Here is an 18852-nt window from a genome sequence, read left to right as displayed (position 1 = left end):
TTGTCAATTAGAGGTACAGTTTTGATACGTAATGTTGGATAGTAAAAAAATTCGGGGTCAACTTATCATTATTTGACCTTTTTATATAAAAATACACACCTGTTTCTGATTGATGGATAGTGTTTTCTACTTCTTCAAATCAAAAAACCAAGGTACTTTTTCCCGTACTCTTGGTTTAGATCAACCCGCTTTTCATTTCAGTGTTTTACTCACACGACCTTAACAATTTTCAATCAATCTACCTGCATAAAGAAGGGCTTTCTCTTGATTTCCCATATCTAAATAATGTTGATACATCGTTTTTTCATACGTATGCAGCTGTTGATGTTTTCCACTCCCCTCAAGCATGGGAATGATTTTTTCTTCAATAAACTGATAATACAACTCTTTTTTATCCTCATGTAACAAGCGGAGCATTTTAAAGAATAGAAAACTGCTTTGATCGTTAATGTCCTTCGCGAATTGAGTACCTGTCTCTATCAGTTGTTTGAGATCCTGTTCTTCTTGCTTTCCTTCGATATGTAAACTGCAGTAAACGTATCCAATCAGATTATTAAGATAGATAGGTGACTTTTGGTTCTTCTCCAATAAAGATAACGTCTTCTTGTAGTACATTTTTGCCTTTTCATTGTCCTCAACATACGAGTGTTCGTATGCTAAGTTGCTTAATAAAGCCGCTTTTTTTGACGTTTCATTAAGAATATCACACTGTGCGATTAAACGATTATACCGTTCTACGAGTTCCTCGAAATCCCAAAGTTCGTTTCTTCCTTCGTTTATCAACTTAATTGTTTCAGCATCAATGACCTTTTTAAAATTATTCGTTTTCCTGAAGTAATCAAGTGCGACTTCACTATAGTAATAGGCCTTTACTTTAAATTGGAGGTTATGATAGGCGATGGCGATTTGATAGAAGAATTCGTGATTTAAATATTCTTTTTCATTGATTTGAAGAAGATATTCGAGTGACTTCTTGAAGTCTCCTTTTATTCCTGCTGTGATTCCGAGAAGGTGATGAAGCAGGTGAAGTTCATACGTGTTTAATTCTTTACGGTGTTTATTCATTTTATCCAGCAGCGTTTCTGCTTGGGCGATGTTCCCTTGCAAAAGGTTGTATCTGGATTGTAATAAAAAATACTTATTCTTAACAGATTGGATGAGAAATAATGAATTCTTTTCTACCTCGTCTTTTAAACGTTCAATCTCACTTATTTGTTGTAAAACCATGCTATCGTGCCATTGCTCAAGCAATCGCTCATATTTCTGAAGGGACTGCATTTCCTTTTCCAGATCGATTCCGAGTTTCTCGCTTAGCATATGCGTGATTTCAGGAGAATATTGGGTGTTACCACGCTCAATTTTACTGATATGAGTAACGGAACAAATCCCTTTTCCCAGTTCTTCCTGGGTCAGTTCTTTTTTCTCTCTGTAAAATTTTATAAGTAATCCTAAACTCATCGAATTCACTCCCGAAAGATTATACTAATTGTTTTTTGATTAACTCTTTTTAATCATCATACCTTTTCAATCTTCATTAAAATAGTGTTATTTTTTGTCTATTCGGACTTTTCAAAGTAGGAGTAAAGTGTAATCTCGATGAATTTTCATTCACGAAAAAAGAGCAGCCCTTAACGGACTACCCTTTCTTCTGGTTGATTACGTTCATCAAAATGTTTCGAAATGAAACCGTTAAGGATTAATTCCCAGTTCCTCTTTAATCGTGTCAATCGTATTACCATCTACTTCAGATTGAGGATCTGGAGTATCTAATACAAAATCATTTTCAGATAAGTAATACTTCTCAAGGAGTGTAAAGTCTTTTTCATCTGTCGTACCATCGAAGTTGATATCCGTATTTCGATAGTCCGTTCCCCAATGATCTTGAAGCAGTAGTGCATCGTGAATATCGATGGCATTGTCTTTATTGATATCTCCAGGCTTGGAAACGGCCATATAATAAGTGATGTATTCACCAATATCTACACCATTTTCTGTACGTCCCGCTTCAAGTGGTGTATATGTTGTGTAGTGTCCCGGTACATCCGTAACGACGGTATACTTCTGTACAGATGATGGTAGTTGTTCGATAGAAATAACACCGTTTTTCGGTATGGTGACAGGATAAGTATTTCCATTTGTATCCTCTAAGTGTATAGTGGCACCTATTTGTGTGTAATCCCGGCTATAATCAAAGCGACCTGCATCTGTCAGGAGTCCTTCTGCGCCTATAAATCCTGCATTAACCTTTGATACTTTCGGATAGACTGGGTGAGCTCCCATTTTCGTCGGGATCCGCGGTCCGTTATTAATCTTCATCGTACTTACACTACTGAACAATGGAGAATACGTATTGAAAAACTCCTGCTCATTCGTATCAGCTACAATCTTGAATAATGCAACGTCTCCTGATACGCCTTCATCTGGAATTTTTATCTCAATATCATTTCTGACACTTGTTGTACCGGTTTTTGTCACATTCAATTCTGATCCCTCTGGTAACCCATCCGCTAATTGGAATTCAACAGAATCCAAAAGCTTACTTGAGTTATAGGTATACATTGAAAAGTCATGGGCTTTTTCCAAATTGTTAGCGTAGAATGTATAAGTGATCTTGTCACCCATTTGGTAAGACTCTTTATCCGGTTTCGCGAAAACATATTGAAGTCCTTTAGGTGCATAGTAGACCACTTTAGGAATAGCTGTATTTCCAGCATAATCAGCTCCTAAATATTGCATTTCTCTGATGGATGACGTTTTTACATTGATTTCCTTTGAAAACTGTCCATTTTCATCCACTTGTAGTCGATAGCTTGGACCATTCGTCCCATACCATATATTATTACTTGCTTGAGTGAGCGGGATATCGGTCTTTGCCGTTTCCTCTATTTCTGGATCCAATAAAGTTCCCGATAAAGTGACTGTTTCTTGACCCTCTTCCAGCTCTACAATCGGAAAGTCACCGGTTGGCAATGCATTCGTCTGATCATAAACGACTGTCGGTGCCCCGTTATCTAAGCTAATGGTGGATGTTTTGGCAAACTGCTTTCCATCTTTCGTCGTTCCGATCATCTTCACATCATAAATGCCATCTTCCACTCTCACTTTTGTATAGCTGATCGGCTTTTTATCATGTCCTGTTAATGGATAATAATATCCATAGAACCCCTCTTCAATAAAATAATCGACATCGATTGCAGCTCCTGTTGCATTCACACCTGTAATCCATCCCAGGTCTTCTTTCGTATCTGGATCAACCAGTACCCAATCCAATCTTTCCATCGGGGAATTCAATCTGAAATCAAGATCGGTTTCTTTTCTGCTATAAGGATTGTTCACGCGATTAGTCGAAATACTTTTCGTATAAACATCAAAGTAGCCGATTCCTTCCTCCACGACTTTCGCTCCGAATGGGATACGATAGCTGTTCTCTGGATCCTTTTGATTTTGAATCACGATGTATCCTTCATATGTTCCTTTTTGAGCCGTTTTCGGGATGGTAAGAATCGCATTGAATTGTTCTTCTTTATTCTTTTTCACTTTCATGGAGCTTGGCACATTGAGCCTCACACCATTTTTCTCAGCATCCAGAGACCCAGAAGCCTTTGCCCCCACATTATATTCTACTGAAATATCGTACTTGTTGATATTATTACTATTATTTGTAATTGATAGATTGGTCGTTTTTGTAATATGTTCATCCCCCATCGGGATAAAACCGTAGCTTAGACCACCGGTTTGTTCCGGAATGATGATTTCTTCCTGGTTTTCAATAAATGGTGTTTCATCCAGAACGGAAATCATCGTGTCCGAATGGATGGCTTGCATTGGATCGACTCTTCCCGCTCCAACTTCAAATACGCTATATTGATTCTTCAATGGATCTGCCGTATTCATTAACACAGATTTAATTTCGCTTGGCGTATAATCAGGATGTGCTTGAAGTAATAATGCTGCTATCCCCGCTACTTGAGGTGACGCCATTGATGTGCCTGATAAACGTTGATAGGCATGTGAATAATCCGATGAATCTTCTTTATTCTGCATATAGGATGGAACGGTTGAGAGAATATTGACCCCAGGTGCCGTCACCTCTGGCTTGATATCATACAATGTTCCTGAAGGACCTTTTGAACTGAAGGATGCAAGCTCATCACCGCTGATTTCCGCTTCCCCCATTTCTCCCAAAGTGATGGTTGGTATTCCATCTTTGAATAGTTCTTTCACTGCTAAACCATCTTGATTCGTTAATGAAAAAGTAGGGATATTGTCATTGCTTTCGCCTAAATAATGAGGGATATGCCCTTCATCCGGATTCATATTATAAATGATGACGGCTTTGGCCCCATTTTGTTTCGCGTATTCCATTTTTTCGATGAGTGCATAGGAGCCGCGAGCCACGAATGCCACTTTTCCAGTGACATCTTTCCCGTTGTAATCAGCAGGTCCACCTTCTCCTACTTCAACCATTTCAAAGCTTTGGCCTTGGAGCTTACTAAACTCATCCGTCCATTTGTTCGTCATTAACTGTAGAACTCCATCCAGATCCTTACCTTCCACAGAGAACACGCCATCATACGTCGTGACAAAAGATGGTGCAGAACTTGCTCCTACCGTCAAAGCAAGGGCAGCGGCACCTGGAGATCCCAACGTATAATTTCCTTGATCCCCAGAGTTCCCCGCGGCAACAACGGCTGTAACACCACTTAATACGGAATGATCAACGGCTATGCTCGTTGCATACAAAGGGTTATTCGTTGCTGCTCCAAGGGAGAGGTTGATGACATCCATTCCATCTGCCACGGCACGGTCGATTCCTGCAAGAATGTTACTCGTTGATCCAGATCCGTATGGTCCTAATACCCGGTATACATTTAATTCCGCATCTGGAGCGACACCAATCACTTTGTAATCTGAATCATTTACAGCTTGACCCACAATCGTTCCTGAAACATGTGTACCATGATCTGTGTAGTAACTGTTCCCTTGATTGTTCTCAGGATATCCAGAAGCTTTCCAGTCATCATACGTCGCTTCCATCGGATCATCATCTTTATCTACAAAATCGTATCCGCCTTTATAGGCATCTTTTAAATCTGGGTGGTTGTAATCGATTCCTGTATCAATAACACCAACCTTAACCCCTTTACCTGTATATCCTTCTTTATGTAGTTTATCGATATTCATGAAAGGAATACTGTCCACTTTTGTAGTAGATCCTTCTTCTTCATCGGTTTTCGGTGGAGGAGTAAGTTGAACCTCTAATTCGCTATAGACGGCTTTAACAGCTTCCGATTCTACTAGACTTTCAACTTGATTGCCTGGGAGAGTAATCGCAACTCCATTAAATGCATTCGTATAAGAGTATTTAATTTCATAAGGATCTTTACCAGATTTCGTCTTTTTCCCAATTTTAGTATCTAAGTCTTTTTTAAACTTTTTATGGGACTCTTCTACCTTTTTCTTTGCCGTTTCAAGAGAAACCTCTTTACCCTTTAGGGATTGTTGTATTTGTTCTGCTTTTGCAGGCAGCTGATCAAATTCGACAATAACGGTCACGTTCTCTTCACTCTTCAAGTCAATATCTCTTGATAACTGAAGACCCTTGATAGAACGATTAGCCTCCAGGTTTTGTAAAGCTTCAAGCTGCTCCTTTGAGAGACCAGCCAGGACCTTCATAGCGTTGGACTCTGACTCTGCATGTACTGCAGGTTCAGAACTTAAAGGTGCTGCTGCCCCTAAAAGAAGTCCTACACTTAATGCAATTTTTGGATATTTGCTGTTTCTCATGAATTCAACCCCCATTTACTTTCTTAAGTTAATTATATTGTCGAATAACGAATAAGTCATTGGGGGGAATTTTGTCAATAAAGGGAGACGTAACATAGGAATGATTGTATCTTCTCCCTTTTAAAACTCTGAAAAATCAATCATTTGAGATGGAATTAAAATCACCTAACTACTAAACAGTTCAATAGAACCGGAACTTTTAACCTATAAAAGTTGGGGGATAAAAGAACATTTTTCTATTCAACAATCCTTACTTAGTTTCTTGCTAGTATCGTTCAACTTCAATTATTCATCCTCTACATCAGTCATTTGGGAAAATCGAAACCTTCAAAAGGACTAACCAGATCATTCATACATACTCAAACACTGCCATTCACACATGTACATAGTACTATTTACATGTTTATTTGTGATTTTTTAACAACATTTTTTTCTTAATTATCCCCATACACACAAAAATACATTTATGTGATGATTTTAAATATTAAGAAAATATTACCTTTTCTTAATCAATAAAAAAAAGAGGAGTGAATGATTTGTACAAGCAAAAGTTGTTAAAAAAAGTAACAGTAGCTGGTCTGTCATTAGGAATGGTATTTAGTACCGTAGCATCCATTCCTAGTAGTGTTCTCGGCGAGACATTCGACACTAGTTCACTATCAAGTTTGAACGCTCTAAAACACCTGACTGATTCACAGAGAAAAGCGCTAAAAGATTTAGAGTTGAATGACAAGACTGGATTACAGTTGTCTCCATCCATCCACTTAGATACAGATGAGGATATCTCAGTCATAGTTGAGTTTCATCATAAGCCTGTCAAGGTTGCTCAGCTTCACGCAAGCTTAAAAGGAGAAGTTTTATCAAAGACAAAAGCTAAAGATAACATAGCAAAAGAACAAAAGAAATTTAAAGAGGATCTCGGTAAAATATTCGAAGGTGAAAATGATAAGTCTTATGACATTAAATATCATTACACAGAGGCCTTTAACGGGGTAGCGATGACTTTGCCGGCAAACAAAATAGAATCGCTCTTACAAACAGAAGCAGTAAAGACGATTTGGGGTAATGAAGCGGTAAGTATAGAACCACCAAGTACAAAAGAAGTTTCAAGCCTTAATATCTCTACTAAAATGGCCGACAGTAATCCTTACTTAGGAGTTGACCGTCTGCATCAAGAAGGCTTAACCGGTGAAGGTCTAAATATCGGGGTAATCGATACAGGAATTGATTACAACCACCCTGATTTAAAACAGGCCTACAAAGGCGGGTATGACTTTGTCGATAACGATGAAGACCCAATGGAAACAACATATGAGGATTGGGAGAATTCAAGAAAACCAGAAATCTCAAACGGAAACGCCTACTATACTCAACACGGAACCCATGTTTCTGGAATTATTGCTGGTCAAGGGACAAATAAAAGTGACTATACGACGACAGGAGTCGCTCCAAACGCAGAAATTCATGCGTATAGAGTATTAGGTCCATACGGCAGTGGAATGACTGAAAATGTGCTTAAAGGAATCGATCAGGCAGTTGAAGATGGGATGGACATCATCAACATGTCATTAGGTGCTTCCATTAATGACCCCTATTTCCCAACGAGTGTCGCTGTCAACAACGCCGTTTTGAGCGGAGTCACGACTGTGGTAGCCGCAGGAAATTCAGGAAACGCAGCCTACACTCTCGGATCACCCGCTTCCTCTGCTTTAGCTCTTACAGTCGGTGCCAGTGATACTCCCCTCGATATCGATACATACGAAGGGAAACTTTCTACAGAATCTGTCGCTCTTAAGTTATTGGGGAGACACTACAGTGATAGAATAGAAGATTTTGAAGGTCAAACACTCCCTATCGTAGAGGTGGGATTAGGTAAACCTGAGGATTATAACGGTAAAGATGTGGAGGGTAAAATTGTTCTCGTCCGTCGTGGAGAAATCACATTTAATGACAAGATCAAATTTGCAAAACTGCATGGTGCTAAAGCGATCTTTATTTACAATAATGAAGGTGAGGGGCAAATCCCATACTTTCTAGGTGAAAACAAAGACTTCATTCCTGCATTCGGTTTGACTAAAAGTGATGGAGAAACTTTACTTGAAGAATTATCGAATTCTAACGAATTTACATTTAATAAAATAGGAACGGTTAAAACAGAAGGAGATCATTTAGCTGATTTCAGTTCAAGAGGTCCATCTAAATTTAATTATGATATCAAACCTGAAGTGACGGCACCGGGAGTTGGTATTCAGTCCACGGTTCCATCTTATATGGTAAACCATGAGGAATCAGAGAATTATGAATATGCCTATCAACGATTATCCGGAACCTCCATGGCATCCCCTCAAGTAGCAGGAATGGCTGCATTACTATTAGAAGCCAATCCAGACCTAAAACCAGAAGACATCAAAACCATTCTTATGAACACCGCGGATCCGTTAAATGGTGATTATAGCGTGTTTGAAGTCGGTGCGGGTAGAGTCGACCCATATGAGGCGATCCATTCTTCTATGAAATTCCAAGTCATCGATGAAACAACCAACATTGCAAACGGTGAAGAAGTGTTGATTGGTGAGAAAACAGGTTCTATCGGATTTGGACTGCAATACAACGACGGGCAAGCGATTCGTGACCAGCGTACCATTGAAGTAAGTAATCATGGAAATGAAAAGAAGACCTTTACTGGTGAGGTTGAATTTACAAACCATTCATTAAAGGCCGACAAAAACGGTGTTCATGTGGTGTTTGATAAGAAGATTTCTGTTAAAGCGGGTAAAACGAAGAAAACCAATGCCTTTGTGATGATCCCTAAAACAGCTGATCAAGGTTTTTATGAAGGATATATCACTTATACGAATGTAAACGATCCTGAAGAAACGTACCAAATTCCATTTTCAATCAGAGTAGCGAAAGAAGGATTCGACTTTTTAGTATTAGATAAGCAAGTATTAACGACCAATCCAGGAAGCTATGTTGGTTCATTTCCGGTTGCCACATTCGGCTTTCAGCTGAATTCAAAGGTAGAACAAGTAGATGTTGTGTTAGCCGATGGCGAAACAGGTGAAGACATTGGTTATGTCGGGTATTTCAATGGCAGCGACCTACAGATTGGTGTCCCTTATGGACTATACGGTTATGGGGGAAATTATTACCCATTCACTGGAGATGAGGATTACCCTATCCATTTAAAAGAAAAATTAGCCGATCAAGGCCATTATAAACTCAAGTTCATTGCAACAAATGAAAACGGTAAGACCTTTACAGAAAGTGATGACATTTTCGTCGACAATACTACTCCAGAAATGAAGACAAGCATTGATGATCAACTTGTTTATGAGTTCGCTGAAGGGCAACAAACGTATCCGATAACCGGAACCTTGATTGACAATGAGGTGGATGATATTCAAGCTGCTGGAATTGATATTAGTCAAACAGATAATTTCGCATATGAATATTTGTACAGCATGTTCCCGGATAATCTGATCCGCCCAAATGCAGATGGAACATTTGAGAAGGAGATCCCCCTTGTCAGACCAACCAACAATCTGGCTCGATTAGAAGGCTTCGATGCTGCTACCAACAAGACAGAAAGAAAAACTTATCATTTTGTTCCAGAAGGCACTGCCTATATGACTGGAACCTATGATCAAAAGTCTGCAAAACCGGGAGACATTGTTACGTTTACAATGACTGCAAACAACGTAAAACAATTGAAAGAAGCTAAATTCACTTTCTACTATATTGATTCAATGGAAATCCTGGATATAAAGAAAAACGCTGCTTTATCCGAATATGACGTTGACCTACAAACAGATTTGTCGATTGGATCCTTTTCCAACGCAAAAATAGACCTTACCCTGAATGAGGATCAAGAAATAACCGGAGATATTCCTATGTTAGATGTCACCTTTAAAGTGACTGATAAAAAATGGACCAATTACGCAGGTTTTAACTCTACTAGCAACAGATACATTGATGCTAATGGTAAAACGGTATCTGCCCAAGGATACATTGAAGGTTTGAAATTACTGAATCAAACTGGAATTATTACTGGAGGCTTTGTAGGACAAGGATTCTTAAAGCCTGATACGTCCATTGATTTCTCAAGGGATTATACACAGGTTGGTGCTTCAGTTGAGCTGGTTAGTCCGGATGGGACAGAATACCCGACTGATATTAGTACTCGTGGGTTCTTCCGATACGATAACATTCCAGTTAATCCTGAGCCATATACTCTCAAGGTAAACATACCTGGTCACTTCCCATATTATGAAGAGATTATGGTCAATACAGAGGAAGATGGACAACTTACCGGAACATTAACCAACACTACTGCTTTCACTTATGCAGGGGACGTGAATCAAGACGATGTCATTGATATCTTTGATGCCCTGTATTTAAAAGAAAAATGGCAGTCCGATGATCGTTCGGCAGACATTAATGATGATGGCATTGTCGATCAAAAAGATTGGAGTTATGTTGAAACGAATTATCTTATGCGTAATCATACATTGGATGAGTTAAAAGATGTTGTTAAAAACTATCAAGGGATGACACTTGAGAAAGTGAAAATGGAATTAGGATTGACAAACTAAATCAAAGGTGATTACGTAAATCGAAATAGTAAGTAGTGGTTGAATCCTCAAAAAATCACAATCGTTCTAAAGAAAACAACGACAATAAACCAACCGTACTCATGTTCATGATGTTCACGAGTACGGTTGGTTTATTATGGTTTCCTCCCCTTATAGAATAAAAAACTTGTTGTATCATTATTTGAAAACATGATTAAGTAAGTTTGACTTTGAAGTTCTTTTTCTTGAGGTAAGAGGCTATAGTATCTCATCAACCTAAAGTCGTTTTACACGAAAAAAAGCCAAGAACGTCATATGTTCTTGGCCCTTCTCATTAGTTAGTGTTTAACTGTAATCTTCTTCTTCTCAGAGGTCAACGATAATCCTGTTTCATCTGTTCCTGTCACGGTCACATAATAGTCACCGTCCGGATATTCTGCAGCAGCATACCATTTCAACCCATATATCGAATGTTCATTTTCAATATCAGCATACTCGATCACTTCGCCTGCTGAATTAGAAATCTCTATATGCCAATCTATTCGTTTATAGCCAAAGATTAAGATGGAAGCCGGTTTCGTTTCATTCACATTGGATCGTGACACATTCCAATAATTGATAAATGGATCTGCATTCAGCAATTCCTCATTTCCAGTATAACCAACACCAACATTTTGGAGAGCATCTATGGCTGAAATCATGACAATTTCAGGCTTTTCGTCGGTAATGTACTCATTTGCATCACTGTATACGCTTTTACGACTACCGCCATTTACCCAGATGAAATTTCCGACATGTTTCGTTCCTTCTTCTGTGACACCCCATGTAATTTTATACTTCCCATCCGTTTGTTCTGTAATCTTGATATTTTTAACAACAGGCGCAACAGAATCCAGTTTAAACGGAATCTTCGTTTGTTGAGGCTCTGCTCCCTCATAATTCAATGTACTCTCATACACATACGTATAGTTCCCGTCAGGAAGTTGGTTCCCGCCGTCATCTTCCCCACTCCAGAACATCCCATCGAACTTATAAGAGTAATTTCCATAGCCCATAATGTTCTTTCTAAATGGGTACGGGCTGCCATCTTCCGTAAATTCACCGAAATTCGTGATGTTGGCAACAGTTTTTCCATTCTCATCCTCTACCTTCAGAGACATTTCTTTCAAATTACGAAACGCCGTGAAGGAAGGATATATACCTGACGCAACCGCATTCTTAGAATATCCAATCTTATTTGGATCAAATGTTCCTGTGGAAGTATCATACCCCATAGGCAACTCCATTACGTCATTCCAAAGAACGGTATATCCTAAGTATGGATCTCCATTCACCGGACTCACATCAATATTATTAAGGGAATCCCAATCGCCGTAATATCCCATGAAAGGCATCGTTAAAGTTGCTAAATCTTTTACAGAGGTTCCTTTAGGAACAAAGCGGACAAACCCTTCAACAAAACGACCTTCGCTTAACCCTTCCGGGAGTGTGACAGAGATCTTCACTTCGCCATCACGACGTGGTTTGTATTGAATTTTCTTTTCTCCCATCTGTTTTCCGTTGATTTTAACGACCGCTCCCTCTATCGGTATCGAATGTAAAGTTAGATATTCTCTTTCTACACCGCCATATGTCTTCTTCTCTGTCTCATCCATTAACACATCTACTACGATTTCATATTGGTCATTGGCTTTTTCAAGCTTTTTTGCCAAGGGCTCTACATCCAATGTGAAATCGAACGTTCTGTCCACTTCCTTTAACGCAACGGATGCAGCCTTTTCCAAAGGGGCACCTACATGTTCCACAAGGTAAGGAGATTTAATCGCTTGTTCAATCTTCATCAAACCTGAACCTTGACGTCTTGGTGAGTATAAGGAATTTTCATCGTCGGGATTCGTTAACACCTGGGACGTGTTCATTAATGCATTCTTCGCTTTTAAGACCGTTTCTTCATTTTTTGGTAAACCTAACTCCTCGTAATACTTCTCAAGAAGTAAAGCCGCTCCAGCTGCTACGTGTGGAGTTGCCATGGATGTTCCACTCATGGTTTCATATTCGTTGTTCAATACTGTCGAGCTGATCTTTCCTCCAGGAGCTGTGATTTCTGGTTTAAAGCTTAAATCCGTTGGTGAACCATAAGAAGAGAATGAAGACATCGGTTCTGTTGTCGGGTTTTGTACCCAAACACCTTCATCTGACAGTTGCACTGAAATCTTCTCTCCGCTTTGTAATCGCTCGATTAATTGATCTCCTTCTGTATGTCCAGTCGTAACGGCTGGAATGGTGTATCTTGAGAAATTTAAATTTGCATAAGATGGATATTTATCCGGTGGAATGACGATCAGTCCGACTGCCCCTTTTTTTGCTGAGTCATATTGAAGAGTCGAATAAACAGCATACGATTTTGCAGGTTTTGCAACTACAATTTTCCCTTCTAGATCCAAACCATCCAGATGGCTGCCAAATCCTTCACCGGCGAAAATCAATTCGTAATCTTGACCAGCTTCGAGTTCATCACTAAGCTTTTTGGAACTGGATTGTGTTTGATATCCAAGCTGACTTCCATCATTCAAACTTAAAGCATCGACACTCATCTGATCATTCTCTGATGAAGCAACCTGCAGTGCGGATGGTGTTACACCAGGGTCGCCAACAAGGCCGATATCAGGATTTTTGGCCCATGGTAATTGTGATCTTTCCAGCAAGTTTTGTTTTGTACTATAAGAAGCGTTACCTGCCGCAGCTACGACTAATACCCCATGTTCTGTTGCATATTGAATGGCCCGTTGTACCGGATCATTCGGGTCTACGCTTCCTGCGTCAGATCCCAGACTTAAATTGATGACATCAGCCCCAAACTCCACCGCATGATAGATTCCAGCCACAATATCATCGTCATATGCACCACTTCTACTATCCGAGAATACTTTTTCGGCCAATAGCTGTACATCCGGTGCCACTCCCATCGCCTTTTTCTGGGATTCTTCGTATGCCCCTACAATTCCTGCTACGTGGGTTCCGTGGGAATTACTTGCAGGAATGACATTGGTGTCTTTATCTGCCCAGTCATAGCCTGTCGGTACTTTGTCTGTATACCAAACATCATCTACTTCCGACTCATCAAGCTTATCTTGTATGTTATGTTCATTATACTTCGCTTTTTTCTTTCCTTTTTCAGAAAGCGTCATGGCCTCATGGCGATAGTCGATGCCAGAATCCACGATCGCTACGACCATTCCATCGCCGCTGTAATTATATTTCGTCCATACATTCATCGCTTCCACAAGCTCGTTGCTCTTTACATCCATATGCTCATAGGTTTTGGCAATACGAATATCCTTTACGCCCTCTAGCTCTTTGATTTTCTCTGCGTCTTTCATCGTCGTTTCCATACTGAATCCATAAAAACCTGTTGAATACGTATGTATGATTTTAGAAGAAGCATCCCTCTTTTTCATAAACGTATTTTTCACTTGCTCTACCTGCTTTTCAGGTGCCGTTTTCAGTTTCTTATTTACGTCCACCTCTACAATTAGGCGAATACTTTCATTTGAGTTGAATGCTTTAAGGTCCTGTCCGTATAAAGGATCATCTGTAGCTTTCTTTTCCATATCCATCAATGGGAGTTTCCCTTTATGGATATGAGCAGGTGCCTTTTCTTCCTTAGACTGATAGAATTCAGCACTTGCTGGCGTAATCATACTGCTGCTTAGGAGAACGGACATCAATCCAATGGATAACGTACTTTTCTTCGAAACCATCATGTATTCACCCTTTTTGATAGAATAGTATCTTTCTTTTTACGTATCTCATAGAAGAAACAGTACTCCTGTGTAAGTATCATGAATATCCCCCTTCACTTCCCCTCCTCCTTCAATCAGTTTGAATACGGAGTACCATACTCTAACCATTTCTGTTAAGTGATCAGGTTTCCTGTTGGGGGAGTTCCGATTTACCAACAAGGGCATAACGGGTCTTTTTACCCTGAAAATACCAACATTTTTTGCATTTCTCTTCAAATAGCCCTGACTGTTAGTTAAAAAGAATGAAAATTCTATAAAATAATTGGGGGAACCAGGGGAATTTTAATAATAAAAGAATAGAAGGATGTCAAAAGAATTCATTATAAGAAAATAGACTCACCATACTGATTGCTCTATATGTTTAAAAAGCTACCCATTGGAAATAAGAAAAAGGGAAAGAAATGTTCATGAACATTTCTTTCCCTTTTGTTAGTTAATGCCTACTTGTTATTCAGTTCGTTCTAATCCCATCATATTCAAATAATAGGCTAGATCTTTTTTTCCGTTGGTTTCTTTAGGTGATTTCCCTTTAGGCGCATCCGGTCCTTTTGTTAAGAAGTTCTTTTCAATGAATCGAACGTCCGTCTCGTTTACTACTCCATCCTGATTCAGGTCATATGTTTGAATCTCAGGGTTTTCTTTACCGTAATATTCAACGATATCCTGAACATCTTTGATGTCGATCAAACTGTCACTATTCACATCTCCTGCAAGACCCATTTTGGTTCCTCCGGAAACGAACCTTCCATACTCTTCACCCTTTAATTCAAATCCAGGTATGAATGGAGTATAAGTCTTTATATGTCCTGGTGTTTCCACTACGACATTGTATGTCTCACGTGAAGCCGGAACCCCATAAATGGTGTATTTCCCATTTGCAGCAATGCTGCCTTCGTATTTTTCACCATCCGGTGATAGGGCATATACCTTCGCTCCGATATTTTGAACTACACCATTTGGTAAATAAAGATTTCCGCTGCCACTTTTCTTCAAAAATGCTTCTGGTTTGATATTCCCTTCAACCTTTGAATGTTTGGACACGAAATCATAGGATGAAGTGCTGTAATATGGAAGAGACACAGCCTTATCTTCACCGGCCTTTGTGTAGCTTGACTTTGTGACATCCAATTTATCAGATCCATAAAACCAGTCATCTTGAGTGACCTTGAACGTCACATCCACAACAGGCATATCACCATTCAACCCGGAGTACCCTTCTCCGTTCAATGCAGCTCCTACCGTTACGTTAGCGTAATATCCAGAATCGCTTACTACAGGATCCTGAAGGGATGCCTGAAGCCCGTTCTCTTCTGCATAGGCTTTAAATTCATCATTCAACTTTGCCGATTCAAATGAGTACATTTCCCCTTTATATTGAATCGTGTACTCTCCTAACATAAGATTTTTTACGTTATTCAAGCTCAGAGTCATGGTCACTGTATCGTCTAACCCAACTTCATTCTTGTTGTAATCAGATGTTACATATTCAGTGCCCTCTTGTAAGAAGATATAATGTTGGTAATTGACATTCATTGCAATATCAGCACCGGCTAAACTTAATCTTAATGGTCCATCTGCAATATCAGAAGGTTCGATTCCAAACTGAGTATCCCCTTCTGAATCGGCTGAAGGGAAACAACAATTGTAGTATGGACGGATGCCAGTTGCTATAAAAAATCTGTTTGATGATTGATCATAATTCATTCCTTTTGATTGCAGGACATCCACTGTTTCATCCTGCACATTTCCGTGTAGCCAGAATGCTGTCTTTCCAAACTCTTCTGTGTACATATCTTCACTGATTTCATACACATCTGAAGCTTTATCAAATGTCACTTGGGGTTTTGTATTGTCGACGATGACAGGTGTGTCGATCGTATACGTTTTACCCTCTTCGTCGTACCCTATGAATTCTAATTCATAATCCCCTTCAGGCAAATCAATACTTTGGTCTGATATCGGATTTTGTTTGTCATTTGTAAACGGATAAACGACCCCTGAGAAAACATAAGGAATGTAATATTTTTTGTCAGGCTTTGCATTCGCATCTTCAAGGGAAGCAATGAATCCAATAGCTTGACCCGATTGTCCATCTTTCACTATAATGTCTAACTTGGTCAGTGGGCTTTTCATTTTGAATATTGCTGTTAGGTATGGATTGTAGTACTGCCACTTAGGCGTATTATTCGCAAGAGCGGGCCTGTCTGTTTCAAGATAGTCGAACCCTTTTCCAGTGACTCGGATCGCAAACGGAACCTGGTACGTTTCAGTCGCATCACTTGCATTCGTCAGGTGAATATATCCTTCATATCGCCCTTCTTCTGCATCTTCCGGAACCGTGATCGTTGGTGAAATCTCTTTCGAACCGCTTGCGGCAACCGCTACACTCGTCGGAACGTCTAAGTGAATGCCGTTCGCAGCTGAATCCTTGATACCTGTACGTTCACCATGGTATTCGACTTCAACCTTGAATGACTTGTCTTCCCCGCCATTGTTCTCGATGTTCATCCTGCTGTCTGCTTTAATTCCATCGTCATCTTTGTAGTGACTTCCGAAAGAGATGGATGCCGTCTCTTCATCGATCTCGACCTCTTCACCATTTTCATTTAGATTTTTTGTTGTATCCATCACTTTGATGGATACATCGGCATGTACTGCATCATAGGCATCCACACGTCCCGCTCCCTGTTCAAATACGGATACGTCACCATTCAAGTCTTCTGCCGTGTTCATTAAGGCGGCTTTCACATCGAATGGTGAGAGATTTGGATTTTCTTGAAGCATGAGGGCCACCACTCCCGCAACATGAGGTGTTGCCATCGATGTTCCCTGAAGGCGGGCATAGGCTGCAGAATAGTCTACCCCTTCTTCCGGGCTATTGATATATTCTGGAATGGTTGAGAAGATCGCTACCCCAGGTGCCACAACATCCGGTTTAATATCATAGCTTCCAGCCACAGGTCCCCTTGAACTGAAGCTGGCCAGGTTATCCCCTTCTGTTTGGACAGACGCTACATCTCCAAACGTAATGGATGCGTTATCGCCTAGCCCTTTCAAACGCTCTCCATCCGTTTTTGTCATACGAAAGGTCGGGATATAGTCTGATCCTTCTCCCAAATAGGCCTGAATCTCACCGTCTATATTATTGTAGATGATGACAGCTTCAGCCCCTGCTTCTTTCGCTTGTTTCATTTTCTCCACAAAGGCAATTTCACCACGTTGAATCAAGGCAATTTTCCCCGTTAGATCTTTCCCTTCAAAATCAGCTTCATATCCAAGTCCGGCAAAAACTACTTGTTTTGACTGATTTTGAAGAGATGATAAATCATCGGAAAAGTTCTTTCCCAATAATAAAACATTCTCAAATGTTTCACCATTTACACTCATGGATTTGAAGGTAGGGATATCCATGTCAAAATCACTTGCCCCAACCGTAATGCCGAGGGCCGCTGCACCTGGAGCTCCAAGTGTTCCTTCTTCCGGCCCACTGTTTCCTGCTGCCACTACTGCCACCACTCCTGAGAGCATCGCATTGTTAACTGCAACCGAAGTCGGATATAGCGGATCGTTCGTTGAAGCACCCAAAGATAAGTTCATGACGTCCATGTCATCGATGACAGCTTGCTCAATTCCTGAAAGGACACTTGTGGCTGTTCCAGCACCGTACGGACCAAGAACACGATAGCCATATAAATCGACATTAGGGGCAACCCCTTTTACCGCATAGTCGACTGTATTCTTCTGTTCGCCGCCAATCGTTCCCGAGACATGTGTACCATGCTCCGTGTAGTAGGCTGATCCAGAAGCAGGATTGACCTCAGGTTTACCTGAATTCTGCCAATCTTCATAGGTTGTTTCCATAGGGTCATTATCGTTATCAATGAAATCATAACCACCCTTATAGGCATCCTGCAAATCAGGATGATGATAGTCAATTCCTGTATCAAGTACTCCGACCTTGATTCCTTCACCCGTTATATTTTCATCATGAAGTTTATCTACATTGATTTGCGGGATACTATCCATCATTTTAGATTCAGAAGCTTCCCCTTCCATTTCCGGAAGTTCAAGCTGAACGACTTCATCTTTCCATACACGTTTCACGACCCCGGAATCCAGCAAACTATCAATCTCATTTCCCGGGATGGACATCGCGACACCATTGATGGCGGAACGATATTCTTTCGTGATCTTCGCATCTTGTAATCCAGAGCTTGCACTCTTTTTATTTTTCATAGAATGGAATGTTTGTTTGAATTCACTGTGAGATTTCTCTACCTTTTCAGCCGCTGCTTTAGTAGTCGTTCGGAGTCCCTTAGCCGCCTGCTTCATCACTTCCACTTTAGCAGGTGCCTGTTTGAATTCAACGATGACATCAACGAGTCCTTCGCTTTCTGTATTAATATTCGGAGCGATTTCAAAATCCGGTTTCGCTTCGATCTGTTTAAGAGCACTTCTCTGCTCATCCGATAGATTCATCAACGTCTTTTCTACATCTTTTACTTGTGTGAACTTAGACGGATTTGGCGAACCTTCTGCCATCACGTTAAATGGCATCCCTGATGTGCCTAGTAAACTTGTAGCCAGTGCAACCGTCAAGATCTTGGCTGAACGTTTCTTATTCATACTTTTCCCCCTCTTATATTCATCCATTAGCGTAGAGTTGTTTACAATTTGTATTTTAATCT

At 40.1% G+C, this 18852-nt stretch carries 5 protein-coding genes; 1 reads left to right on the top strand and 4 read right to left on the bottom strand.

Annotated elements, in window-relative coordinates; translation table 11 throughout:
- Positions 1 to 219: 219 nt before the first annotated feature.
- Both Q1B03_RS15895 and Q1B03_RS15890 read right to left on the bottom strand, forming a co-directional pair.
- Complete coding sequence (locus Q1B03_RS15895) at positions 220 to 1458, bottom strand: helix-turn-helix domain-containing protein (RefSeq protein ID WP_299743408.1); 1239 nt, start codon at positions 1456 to 1458, stop codon at positions 220 to 222.
- Positions 1459 to 1689: 231 nt separating this feature from the next.
- The gene (locus Q1B03_RS15890; protein ID WP_299743406.1) at positions 1690 to 5787 is read right to left on the bottom strand and encodes a S8 family serine peptidase; all 4098 of its coding nucleotides are present in this window, start codon (positions 5785 to 5787) and stop codon (positions 1690 to 1692) included.
- Between the two features lie 536 nt (positions 5788 to 6323).
- On the opposite strand from Q1B03_RS15890, the gene Q1B03_RS15885 reads away from it, so the two are divergent.
- Positions 6324 to 10382, top strand: coding sequence for a S8 family serine peptidase (locus tag Q1B03_RS15885; protein ID WP_299743403.1), 4059 nt, complete (start codon positions 6324 to 6326; stop codon positions 10380 to 10382).
- A gap of 317 nt (positions 10383 to 10699) precedes the next feature.
- Here the strand turns inward: Q1B03_RS15885 and Q1B03_RS15880 are convergent, their stop codons facing one another.
- On the bottom strand, positions 10700 to 14125 hold the full coding sequence (locus Q1B03_RS15880) for a S8 family serine peptidase (protein WP_299743401.1): 3426 nt from the start codon (positions 14123 to 14125) through the stop codon (positions 10700 to 10702).
- Positions 14126 to 14611: 486 nt separating this feature from the next.
- On the bottom strand, positions 14612 to 18790 hold the full coding sequence (locus tag Q1B03_RS15875; protein ID WP_299743399.1) for a S8 family serine peptidase: 4179 nt from the start codon (positions 18788 to 18790) through the stop codon (positions 14612 to 14614).
- Between the last annotated feature and the right edge of the window lie 62 nt (positions 18791 to 18852).

Origin of the sequence: uncultured Rossellomorea sp. (assembly GCF_947488365.1) — a bacterium.
Lineage (GTDB): Bacteria > Bacillota > Bacilli > Bacillales > Bacillaceae_B > Rossellomorea.
The sequence above is the reverse complement of the archived record's forward strand: the minus strand, read 5'-3'. Positions and strand labels throughout refer to the sequence as shown.

Coding starts and splice junctions, on each gene's coding strand:
- Q1B03_RS15895 (WP_299743408.1), bottom strand. CDS start 1,458: ATGAGTTTAGGATTACTTATAAAATTTTACAGAGAGAAAAAAGAACTG.
- Q1B03_RS15890 (WP_299743406.1), bottom strand. CDS start 5,787: ATGAGAAACAGCAAATATCCAAAAATTGCATTAAGTGTAGGACTTCTT.
- Q1B03_RS15880 (WP_299743401.1), bottom strand. CDS start 14,125: ATGATGGTTTCGAAGAAAAGTACGTTATCCATTGGATTGATGTCCGTT.
- Q1B03_RS15875 (WP_299743399.1), bottom strand. CDS start 18,790: ATGAATAAGAAACGTTCAGCCAAGATCTTGACGGTTGCACTGGCTACA.